11 protein-coding genes and 4 tRNA genes are annotated in these 16,685 nt (G+C 50.3%); 10 read left to right on the top strand and 5 right to left on the bottom strand.

Annotated elements, in window-relative coordinates; translation table 11 throughout:
• Positions 1-2: 2 nt before the first annotated feature.
• The 5 genes from fmt (at position 3) to MESINF_RS04910 (ending at position 4,548) form a co-directional block, all read left to right on the top strand.
• Positions 3-935, top strand: a complete 933-nt coding sequence (gene fmt, locus MESINF_RS04930; protein WP_169698801.1) for a methionyl-tRNA formyltransferase — start codon at positions 3-5, stop codon at positions 933-935.
• A 3-nt stretch (positions 936-938) separates the two neighbouring features.
• A complete protein-coding gene (locus MESINF_RS04925; protein ID WP_169698800.1) occupies positions 939-1,154 on the top strand; it encodes a heavy-metal-associated domain-containing protein in 216 nt (71 codons plus the stop codon).
• A 66-nt stretch (positions 1,155-1,220) separates the two neighbouring features.
• A tRNA-Leu gene (locus MESINF_RS04920) sits at positions 1,221-1,308 on the top strand.
• A 52-nt stretch (positions 1,309-1,360) separates the two neighbouring features.
• A complete protein-coding gene (locus tag MESINF_RS04915) occupies positions 1,361-3,919 on the top strand; it encodes an ATP-dependent DNA helicase (protein ID WP_169698799.1) in 2,559 nt (852 codons plus the stop codon).
• Positions 3,916-4,548, top strand: a complete 633-nt coding sequence (locus MESINF_RS04910; RefSeq protein WP_231936871.1) for a ComF family protein — start codon at positions 3,916-3,918, stop codon at positions 4,546-4,548. Before MESINF_RS04915 ends, MESINF_RS04910 begins: the two co-directional genes overlap by 4 nt.
• A gap of 15 nt (positions 4,549-4,563) precedes the next feature.
• On the opposite strand, the gene MESINF_RS04905 is transcribed toward MESINF_RS04910, so the two are convergent.
• Positions 4,564-4,638 (bottom strand) — tRNA-Gln (locus MESINF_RS04905).
• 150 nt (positions 4,639-4,788) lie between these two features.
• Here MESINF_RS04905 and MESINF_RS04900 point away from each other — a divergent pair.
• A complete protein-coding gene (locus MESINF_RS04900; protein ID WP_231936870.1) occupies positions 4,789-6,000 on the top strand; it encodes a glycosyltransferase family 4 protein in 1,212 nt (403 codons plus the stop codon).
• On the opposite strand, the gene MESINF_RS04895 is transcribed toward MESINF_RS04900, so the two are convergent.
• Positions 5,984-6,994, bottom strand: coding sequence for a lysylphosphatidylglycerol synthase transmembrane domain-containing protein (locus MESINF_RS04895; protein ID WP_169698798.1), 1,011 nt, complete (start codon positions 6,992-6,994; stop codon positions 5,984-5,986). The genes MESINF_RS04900 and MESINF_RS04895 overlap by 17 nt on opposite strands.
• Positions 6,991-7,995: a glycosyltransferase family 4 protein gene (locus MESINF_RS04890; RefSeq protein ID WP_169698797.1), complete on the bottom strand. Its 1,005-nt coding sequence runs from the start codon at positions 7,993-7,995 to the stop codon at positions 6,991-6,993. Before MESINF_RS04890 ends, MESINF_RS04895 begins: the two co-directional genes overlap by 4 nt.
• Positions 7,996-8,349: 354 nt before the next feature.
• On the opposite strand from MESINF_RS04890, the gene MESINF_RS04885 reads away from it, so the two are divergent.
• Positions 8,350-8,868 (top strand): nucleoside-triphosphatase, encoded by a 519-nt coding sequence (locus MESINF_RS04885; protein ID WP_169698796.1) that lies wholly within the window; start codon positions 8,350-8,352, stop codon positions 8,866-8,868.
• Here the strand turns inward: MESINF_RS04885 and MESINF_RS04880 are convergent.
• Together MESINF_RS04880 and MESINF_RS04875 are read right to left on the bottom strand one after the other, a co-directional pair.
• Positions 8,847-8,923, bottom strand: a tRNA-Cys gene (locus MESINF_RS04880). The genes MESINF_RS04885 and MESINF_RS04880 overlap by 22 nt on opposite strands.
• Positions 8,924-9,276: 353 nt before the next feature.
• Entirely contained in the window at positions 9,277-10,563 is a 1,287-nt protein-coding gene (locus tag MESINF_RS04875) for a peroxiredoxin (protein ID WP_169698795.1), read from the bottom strand.
• Between the two features lie 875 nt (positions 10,564-11,438).
• Here MESINF_RS04875 and MESINF_RS04870 point away from each other — a divergent pair.
• The 3 genes from MESINF_RS04870 to MESINF_RS04860 all read left to right on the top strand — a co-directional run bounded on the left by MESINF_RS04870 (position 11,439) and on the right by MESINF_RS04860 (position 16,678).
• A tRNA-Asp gene (locus MESINF_RS04870) sits at positions 11,439-11,516 on the top strand.
• A gap of 396 nt (positions 11,517-11,912) precedes the next feature.
• Entirely contained in the window at positions 11,913-12,443 is a 531-nt protein-coding gene (gene ruvC, locus MESINF_RS04865; protein WP_169698794.1) for a crossover junction endodeoxyribonuclease RuvC, read from the top strand.
• Entirely contained in the window at positions 12,440-16,678 is a 4,239-nt protein-coding gene (locus MESINF_RS04860) for a PolC-type DNA polymerase III (RefSeq protein ID WP_169698793.1), read from the top strand. The genes ruvC and MESINF_RS04860 overlap by 4 nt, the downstream gene beginning before the upstream one ends.
• Positions 16,679-16,685: the final 7 nt, after the last annotated feature.

Genomic DNA, 16,685 nt, shown 5'->3' with positions numbered 1-16,685 from the left:
GCATGAGAATAGTCTTCATGGGGACACCGGATTTCGCGGCCTCCCACCTGGAAGTATTGCTGCAAAGCAATTACAACGTAGTGGGTGTCTTTTCGCAGCCCGACAGACCTAAAGGCCGCGGCCGAAAGTTGATGCCCACTCCGGTTAAACTGGTATCACTTAAATACGGTATTCCTGTCTTTCAGCCCGATTCAGTCAACACCGGAGACGGGTTCGATACTCTGTGTAAGCTCTCGCCCGACGTTATAATAACGGTAGCCTACGGAAAGCTCTTGAAAAAAAGAGTGATCGAGCTCCCCTCACTTGGATGTTATAACGTTCACGCGTCGCTGCTTCCCAAATACAGGGGTGCCGCCCCGATTCAGCGGACGCTGGAAAACGGCGAGACCAAGACCGGGATCACGATTTTCAAAATAGATGAGGGCATGGACAGCGGTCCGATCGCCATGGCCGAATCGATAGATATAGAGATATCCGACAATTTTGGTACGCTCTTTGAAAAGCTCAAGACTCTCGGGATAAAAATGCTTCTGGACTTCGCCGGCTCTCTAGATAGCCATAGACCTTTCCTGATACCACAGAACGACGAAGAGGCCTCCTTCGCACCGAAGATACTTCCCGAAGATCTTCTGTTGAAAGATTTCTCCAGCGCCACGCGTGTCTTTAACAAAATCAGAGCCTTCGACCCCGCCCCGGGAGTCAGGACCTCTCTGGGGGGAGAAATCATCAAACTGTTCGGCGCGCGACCAGGAGCGGAAGAAACTGCCGGAGTCGATGGAGAGATCGTCGAGATAGATGACTCTGGAATAGTTGTGAGCTGCGGATCGGGAAGTGTTATCATATCGTTAGTGCAGTTTTCCGGAAAGAAAAAGATGCGTCCCATGGATGCTTTGAGTGGAAGATTGCTCGGAAAAGGTATGGTTTTGGGGGGATGAACTTTGCCGAGAGTTGTCAGGCTCTTTCAGGTCAAAAACCTCGTTAAAGAGGATGAAGCCGACAAGATAGCGAATAAACTCCGCTCGATGGATGGCATCGTACACGTCCAGGTAGATGCGAGCAGTGGTGTTCTCGAGATCGAATACGAGAATGCGATAATCGATCGTTACATAATCAGAGAAGAACTTCTCAAGATAGGTTTCGAAATGCTCGTATGAGCTTTATCCGCGTTGTGGCTTCTTGACAAAGGAATCCGGTCAAGTTATAATTTTTCTCGTGAAGTTGCCGAGGTGGTGGAATTGGCAGACACGCATGGTTGAGGTCCATGTGGGCGTTTAGCCTATGCGGGTTCAAGTCCCGCCCTCGGCACCACCGAACCGGGTTTAGGCCCGGTTTTTCTTTTCGGTTTTCGGAGAGGTGCATTTTGGAGGATATCCTGCTAGGAAAGGTTTTCAGGAGAGATTCTAGAAAAAGGGTATCGCTGAGACACATGGACCAGGAAAAGCCCTTCGTCTCGCTCGATATTGAAGAGCTCGACGGATACATGAAGGGTCTGGGAAACGGCTGCCTTTTTATTCCCGATTTGGCCGATGCTGAAAAGCTCACAGAGTATTCGGTAGATGAGAGGTTCCTGAAGAACTTCCTCGCCGCGGCGACCGCAGAGGACATTCAAGACCGTATAAGAGAGTACTCGGAGATACTCAAAAAACTCCCCAAAGGTCTGACCTCAATCCTCGTAAGACTCCCCGGCAGAGAAGGGCTGAGGAACTTCCTCCAGAAGTTTTTGAAGATGAGCAAGGTGGTCGAGCCCTGGGAGGATTCCATCTCATCCTCTCTGGAACTGGTCGAACGGAGGGAGATGAAGGCCCAGAGGATAGATATCCAGAAGGCCATCCGTCTGGTCTTCAGCGAAGGCGGTCTCCTGCAGGATCTCCTGCCAGAATACGAATACCGGCAGGAGCAATTCATGGCGAGTCTCGAGATAGCCGAATCGATAGTGAATGAAAACGGTATCATGATCGAGGCCGGAACTGGCACCGGTAAGAGTATGGCCTACCTGGCCCCGATCGCTTATGCTTGCGTATCCACCACAAATCAGGCCGTCGTCGCGACAAGGACCAGGGTCTTGCAAGATCAGCTAGTAAAGAAAGATCTTCCGGTAATAAAACAACTACCGAACCTCAAAGACCTCAGATCGGTCTCCCTCAAGGGAAGGGAAAGATACCTCTGCCTGCGCAAACTTTACGAGAACCTCCGAATCGTTTCGAACGGCATGTTAGCGCGCGACACCGCCTGGGAGATCTTTGGCGTTATTCTCTGGTCCATTCTCACACCCGACGGAGATCTCGACTCGCTAGCGCTAGAAGACGACACAAGGATGACTCTGGCAGGAAACAGATTCGATTGTACAAGAAGATTATGCCCGCTGTACGATGCCTGCCCTTATTATGTAGCCCGCGATAACGCCAGGAACGCCGATATAGTCGTCACCAACCACTCTCTACTCTTCAGCGAGGCGAACCTCAGGATCATGGACGGGGAAGAAGAGGATTTCGAAGCACTCGGTACCCTCCTGCCGTCCTTCAGATACCTAGTCGTGGATGAGGCTCACGAGGTGGAGAACTCGCTGACCCAGGCCATGAGTTTCACACTTGACCCGGCCGAGGTAGTCTCTTCGCTCAAGAAGGTCATCAAATCCGTGAGAAGCTGTTTCGGTTTTCTAAAGCGACACTTCGACGAGGAGTTTCTCAGAAAACTCTGGGCAAAAATGAACACGGCGACCGAAGAGCTGGAAGGCATAATGCGGGAACTGGTCGAACGCGGTAGAACACTTTCGAGTGGAGAGAAGAGGGCTTTCACGAAAGAGACCCTTCCGGAACTGGTGGAAATTCTCTTTAAGATGGCCGACAGACTCCAGATACACATCGCTGTTTCCGGTCAGACGATACAGATGCTCGAGGATGTTCGGGAACAGAGCGAGGGAAAGGGGGAAGAGCTCTCCATAATCCTGAAGGCGTTGCATGCCGAGCTGCGCGAGTGGGCCAGACAGATCGCCGGCATAACGGCGATGGAGAGCTCGAAAGTCGTCTATATACACAAACAGGAGAGATTGAACGGAAACGGATTGAAGATAACCTCCTCGCCCGTTCAGAACGACAGGATCATGTCCAGCGTTTTTCCAAATGTGAAAGTCAAGATCTTCATCTCGGCGACCTTGTGGGTTTACAGCAAGGGCAGCGACGGATTCAACTACGCAAGGCGCGTGATAGGCGCCAGAGAGGATTATCCTGCCATAAGGCTCGGTACATCCTTCGACTACACCCAGCAGTTGAAATTCTTCGTGCCGTCGGATATGCCCGATTATAGGCCAAACTCGCTCTCTTATTTGGAAAGCGCCTCCCAGTTTATCGAGACCGCCTTGAGCATCGTGGGCGGGGGATCTCTCGTCCTGTTCACTTCTTATGACGATATGAAAACGACGGCCGCGAGAATCGAGAAAAACCTGGAAGGGATAACAGTCAACATACAGGAGAGAAACGACAGCCCGGCAATCCTGCTGGCCGAGCATATAAATTCGAAGAGATCGGTCATCTTCGGCACCAGGGTCTTCTGGGAGGGGATAGACCTCCCCGGCGAACAACTCAAGTTGCTCATCGTTTATAAACTCCCGTTCGAAAGACCGGATGAACCTCTGATAGAGGCGAGGATAAAGCATTACGGGCCCCGCAACCCTTCGGAGGGCATGAACAAGTACTACTACCCGAAGATGATAACCGCCTTCAGACAGGGTATCGGAAGACTAATAAGATCTAAAAGGGATCACGGGGTGGTGATAGTGCTCGACGCGAGATTAGTCGATCCCGACCGACCATACTCGAAGAAGCTTTTGGCATCAATGACGCCGGGCATAGAGATCAAGAGCGCCAGGAGCAACCAGATCTTTACCCGGCTGAGAAGTTTGAAAAAGGAAGAGTGGCTTTGAAGATTTCGAGGGTGATTTCGCACTTTTTCCCGAACAGATGCGAAGTCTGCAACTGCGAGATCGAATTGGGCGCCGTTCTCTGTGGCGAGTGCGAAAAGCTGATCAGAGGACCTATCATGGCCTCTTTTAAGCTCGCGCATATAGACAGGGCCTACTCTTACTGGAGTTACGACACCCCGCTCAGAGAAATGATTCACGCCTACAAGTTCGGCGACAGACCGAGAATGGCCGACCTCTTCTCGAAAATGCTCCTTGAAATGTTCCTGGTTTTCGGAGAGGACGTAAATACGGTCGTACCAGTTCCAACAACAGTCGATGCCTTCAGAAGAAGAGGTTTCGACACAAACCACCTCATATTGAAAAAACTCTCCAGAGACCTGGATTTGAAGATCGAAGATGTTCTTGTGGCGACAGGTAGGAGGTCGCCACAATCGCGTCTCAAACTGGCCGACAGGCATGGCAACGTAGAGGGCAAGTTCCGTGTCAAGAGAGAGCTTTCGACCGGGAAAATAATACTCTTCGACGATGTCGTAACTACTGGTGCAACCGTTGGGCAATGTGCTAGAGTCTTAAGAGAGGAAGGCGTTAAAGAAATCACGCTCTTCTCGATCGCGAAAGCAAAAAAATAGGGCCTTGAAGGCCCCTGGCTGGGAGAGGAGGACTCGAACCTCCATCGGCGGATCCAGAGTCCGCTGTCCTACCAATTGGACGATCTCCCAAGACAGTAAAGATTATAAAGCACAAGGCAATTGGTGTCAAGCGATCTGGAGGCACTTCTGGTCAACCACCCACGAGTGAAGTAGCGGGCTTGACCCGTAGTTGACTAGCCTAAGTGTTTCGGAAACTACGCTATTATGTGAAAGGAGGTAATGTCGCTTTTTCATCCCGCGAATGAGTTCATGGGTCTCAAAAGCGACTACTTTATGAATATAGCGATGTTCAGTGACACTTACGCGCCGCAGGTCAACGGTGTGGTAACGATGATAAAGATGCTCGAAGAGAATCTCCAGAAAAGGGGGCACAACGTCTATATCTTCACGGTCGATCACCCGAAGGCCACGAGTCAGGAAAATGTGTATCGGGTACCCTCTCTGAGGTTTCCCTGGGAAAAACAGCATCGAATCGGTCTTCCAACGAACTACCGGGAATTGATTCAGATCATATCTAACCTAAAGATCGATCTAATACATTCCCACACCTCGATAATAGTCGGGTATCTGGCCAACCTAGTCACCTCGAAACTCGGCCTGCCCGGTGTCACGACTTACCACACCATGATGGAGGAGTACGTTCACTACATCCCCTTCATGGAACCCATTCTGAGGGTATATATAAGAAAGCAGGACAAACGCTTCTGCGACAGGAACAGGGCGGTGATAGCCCCTTCAATAAAAATCAAGAAACTTCTTGAGACGTACGGTGTCACCTCGCATATAGAGGTAATTCCAAACGGAGTGGATCTCACACCCTTCAAAAGAGAGATATCAGAAGAAGAGCGGAGAAATTTTAGAAACCGGTACAACATCGGCGAGGAGGATCCGGTGATGATCTTCGTCGGCAGAATGGGCGGCGAGAAGAGCATAGACAAACTTATCGAAAACTTCGCCCGTGTCAACGGGGAGATTCCCAACTCCCACCTTCTGCTCGTGGGCGACGGCCCGCTGAGAACACAGCTGAAAGAACTTTCGGTCGCGCTGGGTGTGGGAAGGAATCTGCATTTCACGGGATTCCTCAAATGGCCCACCGAGATCTCTCTGGCCTACAAGAGCAGCGACCTCTTCATCATCGCCTCTCACACGGAGACCTTCGGTCTGGTCACTCTGGAAGCTATGGCCTCGGGCCTTCCGGTGGTGGCCTACAAGGACGACAGCATCGCCAACATGGTTTTCGACGGCGATAACGGTTTCATGTGCCCCTCGAAAGACAACCTCTACAAAGCTATCATAGAGGTTCTCAGGGACGACTCCATGAGGAAGAGAATGTCGGAAAGGTCGCGAGAGATCTCCCTGGATTTCTCGGCCGAGGCCAACACCGAAAAGACCCTCGACCTCTACGGGAGAGTTCTCAGGAACGAAGTTTAGATTTGAAACCTATCTCGTGAGCCGTGGCCAGCCCGCCAAATATTATGTTCACGTAGTAGCTGAAGAACCGCCACACCAAAAGCGCGGCACCTATGCTTTCACCGAAGAAAGGCCGGAAGAAGAGCAGGTACCCGCCCTCGGAAACGCCGCTGGCACCGGGCGTCGGTATGAGCGAGACAACAAGGAAGAGGATCAACTGAACGGCCGTGATCTCGAAGTAGTTCATCTCGATCCCCATCGACAGGGCCACGAAGTACGGGATGGAGATCATACAGATCAACTGGGCAAGTGTGGCCAAACTGGCCAGAATCAGCACTAAAGGCCTTTTCATGAGTTCCGACATTGAAGAGTGAAAAAAGCCCAGCTCCTTCAGTGATTTTTCTGTCGCCAGACCGACGTTTTTCACTATTCTCAACCAGCCCAGAATTTTCACTATAATGCTTATCGCCTTAGCCGTGAACCTGGGACTGAGAGAAAAGAGAACCAAAAAGAAGAGCACGGCACTGTTTATCAAAAACCCGAAGATAGAAAGAACCGCCAGATTCGAGATTTTGCCCGAAACCACCGGATAGGCGCCGAAGATGGCTATAACTCCGAGGACCGTGATCACGCTCTGGTAGACTAGAAACCTGGAAACCAGCATGGCCGTCGATTCGCCGACGGATATGTTTCTACGCTGCATGATGACTATCTGTGCCGGCTGTCCGCCCGAAGAGAACGGTGTTATCCCGTTGAAAAAGGTTCCTATCACGGTTATTTTGAAGAGGTACGTGAGCGGAACGGAAAGCGATCTCATAACCGCGAAGATCTTAAGCGTCAGAGATTCGAAAAACCAGCTACCGATGGAGAGGCCGAAGATGAGGGCTATCCACAGGGGCTTGGCGTTTAAAAGATAGGAGATCGACTTTCTGAAATCGGTGGCGCCCAGTATAACGACGATGATCACCACACTGAGCGACAGCGCGATCAGGAAGTTTCTTTTGGATCTCTTCATCTTTTTTCCAGAACCTCGAGGTAAGTGTTTTTGAGTTTCTGGCCGATTATCGAAAGATCTCTCTCCAGAGCCGTCTCCTTTCCAGTGGAAGTGAGTTTTCCCGCGAGTTTTTTGTCCGCTACCAGTCTGTCCAGAAGGAATGAGAGCTCCCGGTTGTCCCTCCCCTTCAGACAGTTCTCTTCACTCCTCATCCAGCCTCTGTAAACGGGTATATCCCTTATCAATATAGGTGCTTCCATCGATAATGCTTCGAGGACGACGATCCCTTCGTTTTCCTCGTAGCTCGGAAAGAAGAAGGCATCGCAGGCCGAGTAGGCGCCCATGATAGTCTCCTGCGGAACGAAGCCCGGGAAGATAACGTTTTTCGGAGGATGGTTGAGTAATTTCTTTATCTTTGCGGGAAGAAGAGAGGTGATTTTTGCGCCGAACCAGAAGAACCTAATATCCGGTTTGTCCGCTGCGATATCGCAGAAATCTACAACTCCCTTCCTCGAGAAGGGCAACCCCACAGAGATAACCAGCGGCCCCTCTATGCCGTACTGTTTTCTGAAAGATTCTGCCAGGAAGGCATTTCTGGTGAACTTCTCGTTGTCTACGCCGTTAGAAATGACTTTTATGGGAAGATTCACACCGTAACCCCTAACCAGGTCCCTGGTGTACTCGCTGGGTGAAATCAGAAAATCGGCGGAAGAGTAGAGCCTCTTTATCCTTCTCTTTATAAGAGGGGCCAGAGAATTAGAGAACATGAAGGAATTTCTGAAATCTTCGAACGTGGTGTGCGTATGGTAGATGACAGGCAAACCGGACTTCCTGGACTTTTTGAGCACCTTCTCCCCGCCCGGACCGATAGTGTTTATATGAGCCAGATCGTAATTATCCTCTTCATCGGTTGTGTAGGCGACCCCAACCTTCTCCAGCGCTATCATCTGATGCTTCAAGGCCCTTCCCACGCCGGACTTGCTGAAGAGTTTTTTTCCTTCGGAATAAAGCAGAACCTTCATTTAAACCTCCAACCGATTTGCCAGGTTCCTTTCAAATGCTCTCAACTTCAAAAAAATATGATCGGTTGCGAAAGCCTCCCGGCAAATTGACTAATGCGAAGAATCGAATTATACTGAAAACGTGTCGATAGCAATTACACTTTCTCAATGTGAGGTGATAACTCGCTTTCATGTTTCACCATGCACTCCAGGAAAGTAAATATTACCCAGAAAAGCGCACTCTCTTACAAAAGCACGTCTATCCACCTTTTCTCTGGTATTCTACATCAGATGCCATATTTTTGAAACACCGTTAGTTTCTTTCCAATTGTCAGCTGGTCCACCGGACCATAGTAATTGAACTGGGGGAATGAGATGAAATACTTCGTTACAGGTGAAAGGAACGTGGGCAAGACCTATCTAGTAGAGAAAATAAAGCCCCTTGTAAATGTGAAGGGCTTCGAGACAAGGTTCGAGCCGGAAGGCCAGAGGTTGTTCCTCCACTTTCTAAACGGCCTCTCCTTCATGATCGGCGAGAGAAATTCAGGAAGGTTGAGGATAATCGAAGAAGGCTTCAAAGAGGCGGCGAGAGAGCTCGGTACCATGGAGATACCTGAGAGTTGCTTCCTTATCATGGACGAAATAGGCTATCTTGAAGAGGAGTCTCCAGAATTCCAGCAGGCCGTGGTGGCGGCCATAAGACGTTCGAAAAACTGCATCTGCGTTCTTCGGAAGGGAAACTACTCTTTCATCGACCACCTCAAGAGATCCATGGGAATAAGGAGCGTAGAATTGACCGTCGATAACAGGGACGAGATACTCAACAGACTCCTCAGGGAGGTAGAAAAAGAGAGGACAAACACGTCCTCTCCTGGAGGCGACGAAGGGATTTGAACCCTTGAGTAGAGATTTTGCAGACCTCCGCCTTTGACCCCTTGGCTACGTCGCCTTGACGGGTATAATTCTAGCATGTAATTTCCATCAATTCAACACAAAAGGGCCGCTTTCGGCGGCCCTCGGGGTGGAAAATTCTTCAGGAGGGAGGTTGGCTCCAAATATTATGGGCCTGGAACCAACTCGCAACAGGACGCGGGGACATCCTTTGCAAATTAATGATACAGTCTATTTTCAGGAAACCCAAGCCCGAATTTGTCCAACCTGAAGGGAGCAAAGTGATTTAGCACTCTTTTTCTACACTATGAACGGCTATTTGAAAGTATGCTCCATACTTTTACGTTTGCCGTATCTAAAACACTTAACACCGCTATCTTTTCATGCGCTTTTATCAAGCCCGTGGAAAAATCAATCGTTATATACGAACTCCCTGAACCACTTTGAACTCGTCATCCCGGAAGTGGGAATTCTGAACACCGGATATACGGGAATCGAACGGTCGCCCGCCTGAACGACATAATCATCCAGATAGGCTATTCTGCCATCCTTTGAGATCAGGAACATTCCGTTCGACAGGGGTGTGCTGTAAAGTTCCACCGCCGATTTATCGGCTATCAGGTGCAACCAGGAGTATTCGCCGAGAGAATCTGCAGAACTGATTTCGTCGCCGGAGTAAAGCCATAAGAGCTCAACTTCCGGTTTTGTGGAATACTCGTTCCATGCGACAAGTTCATTCAAAAGGCTGCTCAGCCTCTTCTCTTCTCTGCTAGTATCTTCGCAATCACCTGTAGCGCATGGAACTCCGCCGGTGAAAACTTCAAGCGGTGTCTTCGAAGTCACGACTACGATTATGGGGTTTCCTAGATAATCGCTCATGGAAAAGCTCTTTCCGTATATGTCTCTGGCTTCGAACAGGGGTGCGGTAGAACCTTTTTTCAACAGAGGCTTGTTCCGGGCATCTTCATCGACCTGCTCGAACGTGACTTTTCTGCCGTCTCTGCTGATCTCGCTTACTCTGTAGTTCTTATCGTTGATTCTTATGACGCTGGTCGCTTCGAAAAGCTCGTGGTTTTTGTGAACCATGTCTATAGTTCCATCTCTGTCTAGATCTATTCCGATGAACACTTCGTCTATCTTATCGGCCAGGCCATCGGGCGCGGTAGGAAAAAGGGCGATTCCGATCAGCTCTCCGTCGACTTCCAGCAAACCTTCCCTTCTACTCATGAGCAAGTAGTCGACTTCGACGCCTTCCTTTTTTGGAAGGATCGCGTGAATTTCAAGATCCTGTGTCATGTAAGACGATTTCCCGTCGGAAAGATATTCGACCCTTAACTGATGACTGAATTTATAGGTGCGTCTTTCATTGATAACTGTCCCTCCATACTGGCCGCATATCGAAACGTTGTTAAGGAAACAGCCGTCGTAATCGCTGTCGATCCAGAGGATAGGAGGTTCGATGTCCATGATCGCTATGTTGACGGTCGAATCGCCGATCTTGATCTGTCCATAGAAAATACGCTCATCTTCAAGCGCCCTCACTCCGTCCGGTGGATACATACTCATTTCGACATCGCTTCCGCTCGCGATGTAGGTCCAGCCCATCCGTTCCGTAAGGTAACCGGACAGAGTGCCGGCAAGAGGCATCGCCGACGAAATCAACGAAACGACAAGCAAGATCACTACCTTTTTAACCATACGAATCATCTCCTTAATTCATATGTTATTGATCAGAACGAAATTGTGAATTATATTTTCGCAATTGGATAAATTAGCCTTTTCAATTACGAAAATTATATCATTCCGGTTTATATAACAAAAAGTACGAAACCAATGAGTTACAGTAAGTTAGAAACGATATGATTTAATTAGCTTCTTTTTTTTGATTATCACATGAACACTTCATAAGACTGGTCCTTAACCAACGAAGAACCTGAACGCACAGCACCGGACTCATACGTGGTGCGTTGCGAGTTGTGGATGGTGGGTAAGATCCATTATAGAAGGCTCTTTTCGAAGGACGGGTCCATGTTCTGGGACAACCAAGGACGACTCTTTGCTCTTTACAAGGCTGGAGATGCCGGATCGGGGTCCGGCATGACGGGAAGGGAGAGCCTGCCCTGATGAGCCTGTCCTGATATGCTCTTATTCAGGGCTCCTATTCAGGGTCATCCCGTAGTGCGCCACTCATGTCATCCCGTAATGCTCCTATACTGTCATCCCGGGCTCCGACCCGGGATCCACTCCTTAGAAAACCGTGATTCTGAGTCAAGCTCAGAATGACGGAAAGGGAGGAAAAACCCCGAAAATGGTGAGTGACGGGCTCCTGACGTCTGTCCCGGTTTTCGCGAAGACCGGGATCCTGACCAGGAGTATGTCAGGATGACGGGAAGGGACTGTCATTCCGTAATGCCGCCACACTGTCATCCCGTAGTGTTCTTATACGGGATCTCGTTCTTCTAGTCCGTCTCGCCCTCTCTCCTTATCTCGTGGTTTTTCCTTTGCAGTCAAAGATCATCAGGACACGGGGCTATTGACAGATAGCCGGGGTTAATGTAGAATGATATCTGTTCGGGGACGTGGTGAAGCTTGGTTATCATGCCGGTCTGTCACACCGGTGGCCGCGAGTTCAAGTCTCGTCGTCCCCGCCAGAGAGAGTCCTTATGGACTCTCTTTTTTGTTTCTTCATGAGGCGGTTTGTACCCGGTTTTAAACACAGCCTCAACAGTAAAGATCCCCTTCTTCACATTCTTCACTGTAAAGAGGGATAGAATGTAAATTAGTCCGTGAAGGGTTGTGTCCGATTCCCCGGAGATTTATTCAAAGTGCCCGCTCGCCTTCTGATAGCGGTGTGCTCATAAAGCATCGAAAATGTTTGATACAAAAAAGCTGGCGATCAGAATTATGTTTTTCGTATTATAAAAGAAACTTTGTAAACCCGGTTTTTTCTCTGTAATTGGCTTCTGGAAAGACTCTAAGTATGTCAAACCCCTGAGGGTTACTGCCACAAAGAGTTTGGAAGGCCTAAACAAATTTCCGGCGTTAGAATGATAGAACTGGAGGTGCAGAAGTTGTCCGATCCTGTCAGAGTGCTCGGAATCGATCCGGGTTTTGGAACTCTGGGTTATGGAATAATCGAGGCCCGCGCGTCCAGAGTAGATCTTGTGGCTTACGGTGCGATAAAGACAGAATCCGGCGAACCGATTCCCGACAGGCTTCTGAAGATATACGATGAGCTCGAAGCGATTACGAGGAAGTATTCGCCACACGAATCGGCGGTCGAGGAGCTCTTCTTCTTCAGAAACGTTACCACCGCCATCGAGGTCGGGGAGGCCAGAGGGGTGATACTTCTGGTCCTCAGAAGGCTTTGCGTCCCGATATACGAATACACTCCACACCAGGTAAAAATGGCCGTAACCGGCTATGGGAAGGCTGAAAAGGGACAGATCCAGAGAACTCTGAAGGCCTTTCTCGGCATGAGTGAGACGCCCAAACCCGACGACGCGGCCGACGCACTGGCCGTTGCCTGGTGTCATATTTCATCGAGAAGATTTCCCGGAGGTGTTAGAAACGTATGAAGTTGAAGATAAGAGAGATCAACCTGCCAGCATCCCGGATTATCGAGAACGTTCTGGGCTTCTACCCGGACTGTCAGTGCGAAGACAGCACGCTCTCGGACATAATACTGAACCCGGGGAAAAAGGAGATCACTTTTATCTTCTGCGGGAAGACCCCCGACGATCTGAAGGACTTTCTCCGCACGAAATTCCAGAGAATCGCCTCCGCCCAGCTAAAGTCAAGGATACAGCTGACCTTCAGGGAAAACACCACGGAGGAACCGGCCGGGCCGTCTTCCAGAGCCGCGGAATTCGACCCGAGAGAGATCTTAAAGTGGACCAACGGAGCCAGCTCGTACCTTTCCTCTTCGAGAATCGAATACGATGGAAACAAGATCACCATAACGGTGGGCGACCACTTCTCGCTTCAGAGAATAAACTCAAAGAAGGCCGACATTCGGATGGCGATAGAAAAGGTCGCCGGAACCAAGATACCTTTCGAGATAACTCTTGAGGAGATGCCAGAAGCCGAAGCGGAGGCTCTTGCAGAAACCGTTACCCTTGAGAGGGAAATCGAAAAACAGCCGGAACCCCAACCTGCGACCGTCGAGAGAATCCTGCTTGGCAGGGAAATAAAGGCCGTATCCAGACCTATGAGCGAAGTTATAGGCAACGAGAGCGACCTGGTAGTCAGTGGAAAAGTTTTCGGGCTCGAGTTCCGTAACAACCGCTTTCCTGTCCTCATGTTCAATCTCACAGATCACACAGATTCTCTCAGCGTGAAGATCACGCGCGAAGATGCGAAAAACCTCTCCACCAAGCTCGAAGACGGTGACGAAATAACCGTCAGGGGAAAGATGGAAACCGACACGTGGCTGAAGGAGGATGTCCTGGTGCCCCGGGATATCGTCAGAACCAGCCTTGCGCGAAGAAAGGACAACGCTCCCGTTAAAAGGGTCGAGCTTCACCTTCACACCAAAATGAGCGCACTGGATTCCGTGGTAGAGACCAAAAACCTTATAAAGACCCTGAAAGAGTGGAACCATGACGCCGTCGCCATAACGGACCACGGAATCGTGCAGTCGATTCCAGAGTTTTACTTCGAGGCCAAGAAGGCCGGAATAAAGGCCATCTTCGGCATGGAAGGCTACATGATAAACGATTCCGAGCCGATCCTGTACAACCTTCAAGACGAGACCCTCTCGCTGGAGGAAGCTTCTTTCGTGGTCTTCGACCTCGAGACGACCGGCCTGAACCCCAAAGAGGACGAAATAATAGAGATCGGCGCCGTGAGAGTGGAGGGCAACGAGATAATCGACACCTTCTCTTCCTTCGTCAAACCGTCTAAAGAGGTCTCTTCACTGATCACCAGCATAACCGGAATAACAAACGAGGATCTGGAGAGCGCGCAAGAGATAAAGACCGTTCTCCCGGAATTCATAAAGTTCTGCGAAGGCGCCATACTGGTGGCCCACAACGCCCTCTTCGATTACGGTTTCGTGCGCAACACGGTCAAGAAGCATTTCGGAGGGGACTGGGAAATGCCCTGCATAGACACGCTAGCACTCGCTAAAAGCCTCATAAAATCGAAGAGCTACTCGCTGGACTCCATAGTCAAAAAGCTGAAGCTCGGCCATTTCGAGCATCACAGGGCCAGCGAAGATGCCAGAGTCACCTCGGAGGTCCTCAGAAAGTTCATCTCCATGGCAAAAAAGAGGGGCGTCGAGAAAGTCGCCGAGCTCGACAGACTCAGGAAGAACTTGAACCTGAACTCCCTCAAGCCCATCCACATAAGTATTCTGGCCAGAAACAAGAAGGGACTGGGAAATCTTTACAGGCTCGTGACCGTCTCACACACAGAGCACTATTACATGAAACCGAGAATTCCCAAGAGCGTTCTCAACGAACTGCGTGAAGGTTTGCTGATAGGCACGGCCTGTATTTCCGGCGAGTTCGCGCGTTCCTACATCTCCGGGGCGAACACCGATGAACTGGAGGAGATTGCCAAGTTCTACGATTATATCGAGGTGATGCCTCTGGATACTGTCGATTCGACCGAGGGAGAGGCAAACATATCCGCAGAGACTTTGAAGAATATGTACAGAGAGTTCTACAAAGTCGGAAAGAAACTCAACATACCCGTCGTAATGACCGGCGACGTCCACTTCTTGGAACCCCACGAGAAGATTTTCAGGGCGGCGATAAACGCGGCGCAGGATTACGAAAATTTTCAGAACCAGCCGGACCTTCACCTCCACACGACCGAAGAGATGCTGGCCAAAGCCATGGAGATCTTCGAGGACGAGGCCATCGCGCGTGAGGTAGTGATTGATAACACCAGATATATCTCCTCGCTTATCGAGGAGATAGTTCCCGTTCGGGGAAAGCTACACCCACCGATCATAGAGGGCGCGGAAGACGAAGTAAGAAGACTCACCATGGAGAACGCCAGAAGGATCTACGGTAATCCGCTTCCGGAGATAGTAGAAAAACGTCTGGAGAAGGAGTTGAACGCGATAATCGGCCACGGTTACGCCGTTCTCTACCTGATCGCCCAGAAGATGGTGCAGAAATCTAACGAAGACGGTTATATGGTGGGTTCGAGAGGTTCAGTCGGTAGCTCGCTGGTGGCCAACGTTATAGGGATAACCGAGGTCAACCCGCTGCCGCCTCACTACCTCTGTCCCGAATGCGGTAATTCGATCTTTCCTGAAACCGATATCGAATCCGGTTACGATCTACCGGACAAATTCTGTCCCACCTGTTCGCGAAAGATGAAGAAGAATGGCCAGAGTATCCCCTTCGAGACTTTTCTGGGATTCGAGGGAGACAAGGTGCCCGATATAGATCTCAACTTCTCCGGCGAATACCAGGAAAGGGCTCATGCCTTCATAGAAGAGCTGTTTGGAAGGGACCACGTTTTCAGAGCCGGCACGATCTCCACGCTCGCGGAGAAAACGGCTTACGGTTTCGTCAGGGCCTACAGCGAAAAGAGCGGAAAAACCTTCAGAAAGGCCGAACAGGAGAGAATCGCAAGGGGAATAAGCGGAGTGAAACGCACCACCGGACAGCATCCCGGAGGACTGATGATCGTCCCCAAGGATCTGGACGTACACGATTTCACGCCGGTTCAACATCCGGCGAACGACACGAAAAGCGCCACGTTGACGACCCACTTCGCCTATGAAGTCATCCACGATGATCTCGTCAAGATAGACGCTCTGGGCCATGACGATCCCACCTTCATCAAAATGCTAAAGGATATAACCGGAATAGACCCCGAGGACATCCCGATGGACGATCGCGACACGTTGTCCATATTCTCCTCCGTCAAGGCTCTCGGTATCAGATCGCAGGAGCTGGGCACGGACATGGGGACTCTGGGTATCCCGGAATTTGGAACGGGTTTCGTCCGGGGAATGCTCACCGACACCAGGCCGGCCACCTTCGGAGAGCTGGTGAGAATATCCGGACTCTCCCACGGGACTGACGTCTGGCTCAACAACGCCAAAGACATCATCACTTCCGGCCAGGCAACCCTTTCGAAGGTAATCGCCTGCCGCGACGATATAATGAACTATCTGATATCCAGGGGAATGGAACCGGCCCAGGCCTTCAAGATCATGGAGAAAGTCAGGAAGGGAAAAGGCCTCAAAGAAGAGGACGAGAAAGCGATGAGGGCACTGAAGGTTCCCGAGTGGTTCCTTAACTCGTGCAAGAAGATCAAATACCTCTTTCCGAAGGCACACGCGGCCGCTTACGTGAGCATGGGCTACAGGGTGGCCTACTTCAAGGTCCATCATCCACTCGCCTTTTACAGCACTTATTTTTCAATAAAGGGCGACGAATTCGATATCGACCTCTGCACCTCCGATCTGAACTCGATCAAAAAAGAGATACTCAGATTGAGAGCCGAACAGGACAGGAACGTCAAGGACAGGGCCAAAGAAACCCTGTTGGAAGTGGTCATGGAGATGCTTCTCAGGGGCTTCGGCTTCTTGAACGTGGATCTCATGAAATCACATCCCACCCGGTTCGAGATCGAGGGGAAGATGCTGAGGATACCCTTCAATCGCCTCCAGAACATGGGAGACAAAGCCGCGATGTCGATCGATATGGAGAGGGAAAAGAGACCTTTCTCCTCCGTCGAGGACCTAATGAGAAGGACATCGCTCAACAAAACCAGCATCGAGATGCTCAGAAAGTACGGAGCCCTCAAGGGGCTTCCCGAGAAAGAACAGATAACGCTTTTCTGAGGTGGCC

This window comes from Mesotoga infera (assembly GCF_900157305.1).
In the GTDB taxonomy this organism is placed as follows: domain Bacteria; phylum Thermotogota; class Thermotogae; order Petrotogales; family Kosmotogaceae; genus Mesotoga; species Mesotoga infera.
The sequence above is the reverse complement of the archived record's forward strand: the minus strand, read 5'-3'. Positions and strand labels throughout refer to the sequence as shown.

Excerpts from the sequence above, each read along its gene's own strand:
- MESINF_RS04885 (WP_169698796.1), top strand. The coding sequence starts at position 8,350 with ATGAAATACTTCGTTACAGGTGAAAGGAACGTGGGCAAGACCTATCTA.
- MESINF_RS04895 (WP_169698798.1), bottom strand. The coding sequence starts at position 6,994 with ATGAAGAGATCCAAAAGAAACTTCCTGATCGCGCTGTCGCTCAGTGTG.
- MESINF_RS04890 (WP_169698797.1), bottom strand. The coding sequence starts at position 7,995 with ATGAAGGTTCTGCTTTATTCCGAAGGAAAAAAACTCTTCAGCAAGTCC.
- ruvC (WP_169698794.1), top strand. The coding sequence starts at position 11,913 with ATGATAGAACTGGAGGTGCAGAAGTTGTCCGATCCTGTCAGAGTGCTC.
- MESINF_RS04860 (WP_169698793.1), top strand. The coding sequence starts at position 12,440 with ATGAAGTTGAAGATAAGAGAGATCAACCTGCCAGCATCCCGGATTATC.
- fmt (WP_169698801.1), top strand. The coding sequence starts at position 3 with ATGAGAATAGTCTTCATGGGGACACCGGATTTCGCGGCCTCCCACCTG.
- MESINF_RS04875 (WP_169698795.1), bottom strand. The coding sequence starts at position 10,563 with ATGGTTAAAAAGGTAGTGATCTTGCTTGTCGTTTCGTTGATTTCGTCG.
- MESINF_RS04900 (WP_231936870.1), top strand. The coding sequence starts at position 4,789 with ATGTCGCTTTTTCATCCCGCGAATGAGTTCATGGGTCTCAAAAGCGAC.